This window comes from Acidobacteriota bacterium, from assembly GCA_009861545.1.
GTDB lineage: Bacteria > Acidobacteriota > Vicinamibacteria > Vicinamibacterales > UBA8438 > WTFV01.
Genome location: VXME01000073.1, coordinates 1 through 4,962, shown reverse-complemented (window position 1 = coordinate 4,962; position 4,962 = coordinate 1). Strand labels below are relative to the sequence as shown.

The window sequence follows — 4,962 nt, the reverse complement described above, 5'->3', positions numbered from 1 at the left end:
TGGGGGTCCCTTTTCACGTTGCCACGGGGGTCCCTTTTCAACTTGCCATTTCCACATGGGCGGCCTTTCCGAAGGCGCTCCCCATCGGCGCCGCCGCCTTCATGGCCGTCCTCCTCGGCGCCTACTGGACCAACGACCAGCGCCTCTACCTGGCGCGCACCGCCTACGCCGACTACGAGCTGCTCGAAGTGCCCGCCGAGCAGGCCCGCGTCCTCTCGGTCAATCGAAGCTCGTCATCCCGGGACGACCCCGACGGGAAGGGTCACCCCTACATCGAGGCCATCGAGACGGCACTGTGCAATCGCGGCATCCGCGAGGTCGCCGTCCTCGGGGCGGCGGGACGCACGCTCGGCCGCGACGCCGGCTGCCTCCTGCGCCCGACCTTCGTCGACATCGACCCCGGGCAGGGGAAGCTGTCCGGGCGCCTGCTGTTCGGACCGCCCGCCGGCCCCCTGGTCGTCGCCGACGCGCGAGCCTGGCTCCGCGCCCAGAAGCGGCGCTGGCCCGCCATCGTGGCCGACGCCTACTCTCACCGCACGTCCCTGCCCACCCACCTGGCGACGATCGAGTTCTACCAGAGGGTGCGCGACACGCTGGTCGACGGCGGCACGGCCATCTTCAACGTCATCAGCCTGCCGCGCCAGCAGGCGTTCCGGACCAGAACCGACCGGAGCATCCGCACGGTGTTCGCGGATTGCGAGACCCTGTCGGTCGCCGTCCTGGCGGACGGCGCCGCGGCCTGGGCCGCCGACGACGACGAGCAGACCGACAACGTGCTCTACCGCTGCGTCCGCGGCGACCTCGACGGCGATCGGACAATCTACAGCGACCGGCTGCAACGGATCGACAACGATCGCGGGCTGCGGTAGGGATCCGCCACTCCGCGCCGCACGGCTCTCCGCCGACGCGGCCGCAGCCGGTAGCGTGAACCCGCGACGGACACCATGACGAGCCCGCCCCAACACGACCGCGAGGGACCGACAAGTCCGGCCGAACAGCAGGCCCGCAACCGTGGAGCAACCCTCGGCACGACGGTTCCAATCGCGAAGCCCTGGAGGGGAGTCCCGCCCCAACGCCCGAGCCTCGACTGGAGCCGGCCCGCCCAGAGCGGGCGCCGGCGCATCGTGGGCGGCGTCCAGCGCGAGCTCTTCGACCGGGACGGCCGGACCTCGTTCGTCGACAGTCTCATCGCCCCCGGCCGCTCGTAACGACACGCCGGGGATCGGCTGTGCACACGGATTCCGGCCGTTTGGACAGCATCCGCGCGTCTTCGCCTCCCTCCGGGATCCATGTGCTTCCGGCTGCGTGCAACTGAACCGCTCTCCGTCCTTCCACGCATTCCGAGACGGGGAGGATTGAACCATGACCCCACCGTCTCGCTCTCGGATTCGCGGTCCTGCCCGCGGCCGCCGCGGCGCGGCCCTCCGAGGCCGGCGCCGGCTTCGCGCGATTTGCGATCTGGCCGGAATTCGCGCATTCAGGAACCCTGGCGGCGGGTTCGGCGTCGTACGCGCGGCGCAAGCGTGATCAGGCCGGTCGCGGCGCACCCCGCAACGACCTGCTCCAGGGCGTCTGCTTCACGCTGGTCGACCGCCGCGGCTATCGCAGTTCGCCACCGACTTGTTGCACCTGACCCTCACAGGGACCTGGCACCCGTACGAAAGATCGTCCCCGCACGCGCGCGGCTCATTGTTCCGTCCTCGACCGTCTGTTGCTGTTGAGGCCGGCTCCCCGCTCGCTACGCCCCCTCCGGACAACGGGCGGTTCTCGTACCGTGTTCGGTCGTCCCGAGCCGAATCCGGTCGGATTCTCCGCCCTCCGTGTTCAGTGAGCGGACGGCTCCCTCAGGATCCACGCCCGGTCAGAAACGGATTCCTGCTCCGACCCGTACTTCAGCCAAGGATGGAAGCCACCGCGCGCGATACTGCACGCTCCCGAAGAACCGGGACCCCAGCGGGAGATCCACCCCCACGCCGTACAGCGGAGCAAGATGGATGCGGCTCCTCACGTCTGGCGAGCGGGAACACTCGAAGCCGGGCGGGAAGTCCACACGTGCGCCATGCTCCGGCCTGTCATCCGGCGAAATCGCCACACACGCGCGCCGCCTGTTGTACTGCCAGGCCCCTCCGATCAGCAGGTAGCTTCTCCCGCCGAGTCCCGGAAACCGCCACCGGATCGCGGCACTGACCATCTGCTCGACGTCGAAGTCCGCGCGGGCGACGTTGTAGCGTATCTCCCGGCCCTGGTCGTCCGTGTGGCCGTAGCCGAGGTAGTAGAGCGATTGCCTGCGCACGTTCCGCAGGTAGTCGATCTGGACACCCAGTCTGCCCACCGGCAGCGTGATCCACGCACTCGGCGCCTGGGTCGCCTCGGCGCCCTCATCGGCCCGGAAGAACGGGGCGAACCCCACTGCGAGCTCGTAGCGCGGCACGTCGGCGGCCTGCTGAGCGACGGCTGGCGTTACGGTCACCAACCCGATGACGAGCACGACCGAAAGTCGACAATTCATCGGTCCCTCCTCTGCATGAGGTAGTGTGCAGAGGATCGGCGAACCGGCTCAGATTGACGGTGTTCGCTGCATGCGCAAGCCGCGGTGGGACTCGACACCGCATCGGGCGCAGCATCGGGCGTGCACGCCGAAGTCTTGCTGTTGTGACCCCGCGCGTTTCGGGTTCCTCGGTAGAGCAGGGCGTTTCCCGCTCGCGCGGCCCCGCACTACCGCGTCGACGGATGCGGCTCGACCTCGCTGACCGAACCGGCCCCGCCGGCATCCAGGTAGCGCAGCAGCACCCGGGCCACGAACCGGCGCGTCTCCGCATAGGGTGGAATGCCGCCGTACCGGTGCACCGCGCCCGCTCCGGCGTTGTAGGCCGCAATCGCCGGGACGAGATCGAACTCGGCGAGCAGCTCGGCCAGGTAGGCGCAGCCGCCGAAGACGTTCTGGACAGGATCGAAACGGTTGACGACCCCGAAGCGGCTCGCCGTGGCCGGCATCAACTGCATGAGCCCGGCCGCGCCCCGCGCGGAAACGGCGAACGGCCGGTACGCCGACTCGGTACGAATGACCGCGTCAACCAGACGAGGATCCAGCCTGTAGGCCGACGACGCTTCGAGTACCAGGCGGACGTAGCGCGACGCGGCCGCCGCCCGCGGCGTCCCCAAATCGTCCGCACTCGACGGAGAAACGATCCCGCCGACCGCCAGGGCAACGGCCGCGGGCCCGAGAACCGACAACTTCGGCACGCACGAGCATAGCGGCCGAAGCACGCCGGTCAGGAGCCGCGTCGGTCCACAGTCAGTCCAACGACTCGCACCACCCCGTCGAAGCAGAAGCGCACCGGCAGACTTGGCTCCCGCCGCATTCCGAAGTGCGGCGCCGCCACGCCGGACCCTCGTGCGCGGCCACGCACGGCGCCGGTTCCCCGACACCAGCCGGGGGCCTCCTCGACGGCCGACTACACTTCCGTTCCCCGGTAGCCGCAAATGCAGCACGAACAAGCCCTGGCGGCGCTCAACACCGCCTCCCCGAACCACCGGTCGCTCGCGCTCGGGGACCCGCGCATCCTGCAGGTCGCGCAGATGGTCACCGAAAATCCCGGCTGCTCGCCCGCCAAGTGCCTGGACGCCGGCATCGACCCGCACGCGGTCCTCGGCGCGCTGGGCCACAACGTCGTCGCGTTCACCGGCGAGGGGAACCTGACGCCGCTGGCGCTCTCCGCCGTGCTCCTCGAAGAGGCCAGGCTCCTCCAGGCGAAGGCGCCGGCAGACGCCCCCGACCAAGCCTTCACCTCCGGAGCCGAAGCAGCTGCGCCGGGGACCGGCGACGCTGGCCGCCACGCCGGGGAACAGGGGCTCGACCACTACCGCCCCGTCGACGAGAAGCGGATGGAACAGGCGCGGCTGCTGCGCGAACAGGCGGAACACCTGCGAGCGATTGCGGGAGACCCGTTGCGCGAACAGCGCGCCGAACGCCTCACCAGCCAGGCAGACCACCTCGAGGCCGAGGCGCGGTACTTCGGACACCAGCGGAGCAGGGAAGAGGGAGGCGGCAACCCCGCCCGGTTGGTCACCGATCCCGAGCTGACGCCCATGTGCGTCGCCATCGCGGGGGGCGACGACAACGCGACGCGCCAGCGGACGTTCAGCCTGCTGGAAGCCGCCCGCGTCGGCGCCGACGGGCGCCCCATGCAGGTCCTCGAGGCGACCGACCGCAAGAACACCCCGGCCGCCAAGTGGGCCAACATGGTCGACGCCGAGTACGAGGCGTTCCCGGCGGCCTGGGACGACGACCGTCGCGCGGGCATCCGTCGCAACGAGGAGCTGCTCGACGAGCAGCCCGACCTGGTGATCGTCCTCGCCGATGAGGCCGATCGGGGCGCCTCGCACCTCGCCGTGCTGGCGCACGACTACGCCATCCCGCTCGTGGGCGGCGACGGCGAGGCCGCCGACGAAACGGACGTACGCGCGGCGGCCGAGCTCGTCACCGAGCAGCTCGACGCCGAGGACGAACGCAGGGAGCCCCAGCAGGCCGAGCCCCGAGAGCAGGCCCCCGGCTACCGGCCGCGCAGCGCGGCCGAGAGCGCCCAAGCGCTCCGCGCCCGGCAGCGCGCCGACGAGGAACGGCCAGCCGGCCGCCAGCACGACCGCGAACTGACCGAGGGGTGGACACTCGCCCGAACCACAGCTCCGCCGCCCGCCGGCTACGACCCGCGGCGCGAACCGCGGGAGATTCGCGTCCTGGTCACGGGAAGCCGTAACTACCCGCTCCGGCAGACCCTCGAAGCCGCGCTCGATCGAGTGCGGGTGCGTGTCGCCGGCGCGCCTCTGCGCGTCGTGCACGGCGGCGCGGCCGGCGCCGCCCGCGGGGCCCCCCCCCGGGCCGAGAAGGACAGCGAGCCCGACCCCGCGTCCCCGCCCCGCCGGGATCGACACCGCCCCCAGGCCGGCCCCCACCCCCCCACC

The 4,962-nt window shown here is 71.1% G+C and carries 5 protein-coding genes; 3 read left to right on the top strand and 2 right to left on the bottom strand.

The annotated features are described in order from the left end of the window. The first annotated feature begins 101 nt into the window (after positions 1–101). Both F4X11_12160 and F4X11_12155 read left to right on the top strand, forming a co-directional pair. A complete protein-coding gene (locus F4X11_12160; GenBank protein MYN65767.1) occupies positions 102–869 on the top strand; it encodes a hypothetical protein in 768 nt (255 codons plus the stop codon). A 75-nt stretch (positions 870–944) separates the two neighbouring features. Then, a complete protein-coding gene (locus F4X11_12155) occupies positions 945–1,208 on the top strand; it encodes a hypothetical protein (protein MYN65766.1) in 264 nt (87 codons plus the stop codon). Positions 1,209–1,861: 653 nt separating this feature from the next. Here the strand turns inward: F4X11_12155 and F4X11_12150 are convergent. Together F4X11_12150 and F4X11_12145 are read right to left on the bottom strand one after the other, a co-directional pair. Beyond that, complete coding sequence (locus tag F4X11_12150; GenBank protein MYN65765.1) at positions 1,862–2,509, bottom strand: hypothetical protein; 648 nt, start codon at positions 2,507–2,509, stop codon at positions 1,862–1,864. A 206-nt stretch (positions 2,510–2,715) separates the two neighbouring features. Then, on the bottom strand, positions 2,716–3,276 hold the full coding sequence (locus tag F4X11_12145; GenBank protein ID MYN65764.1) for a lytic transglycosylase domain-containing protein: 561 nt from the start codon (positions 3,274–3,276) through the stop codon (positions 2,716–2,718). Between the two features lie 207 nt (positions 3,277–3,483). Between F4X11_12145 and F4X11_12140 the strand changes: the two genes are divergently transcribed. Next, on the top strand, positions 3,484–4,962 hold a 1,479-nt coding region (locus tag F4X11_12140), incomplete at its 3' end, for a hypothetical protein (protein MYN65763.1).

Bases quoted from the DNA above. Each gene is read 5' to 3' on its own strand.
- F4X11_12160 (MYN65767.1), top strand. From the start codon at position 102: ATGGCCGTCCTCCTCGGCGCCTACTGGACCAACGACCAGCGCCTCTAC.
- F4X11_12155 (MYN65766.1), top strand. From the start codon at position 945: ATGACGAGCCCGCCCCAACACGACCGCGAGGGACCGACAAGTCCGGCC.
- F4X11_12150 (MYN65765.1), bottom strand. From the start codon at position 2,509: ATGAATTGTCGACTTTCGGTCGTGCTCGTCATCGGGTTGGTGACCGTA.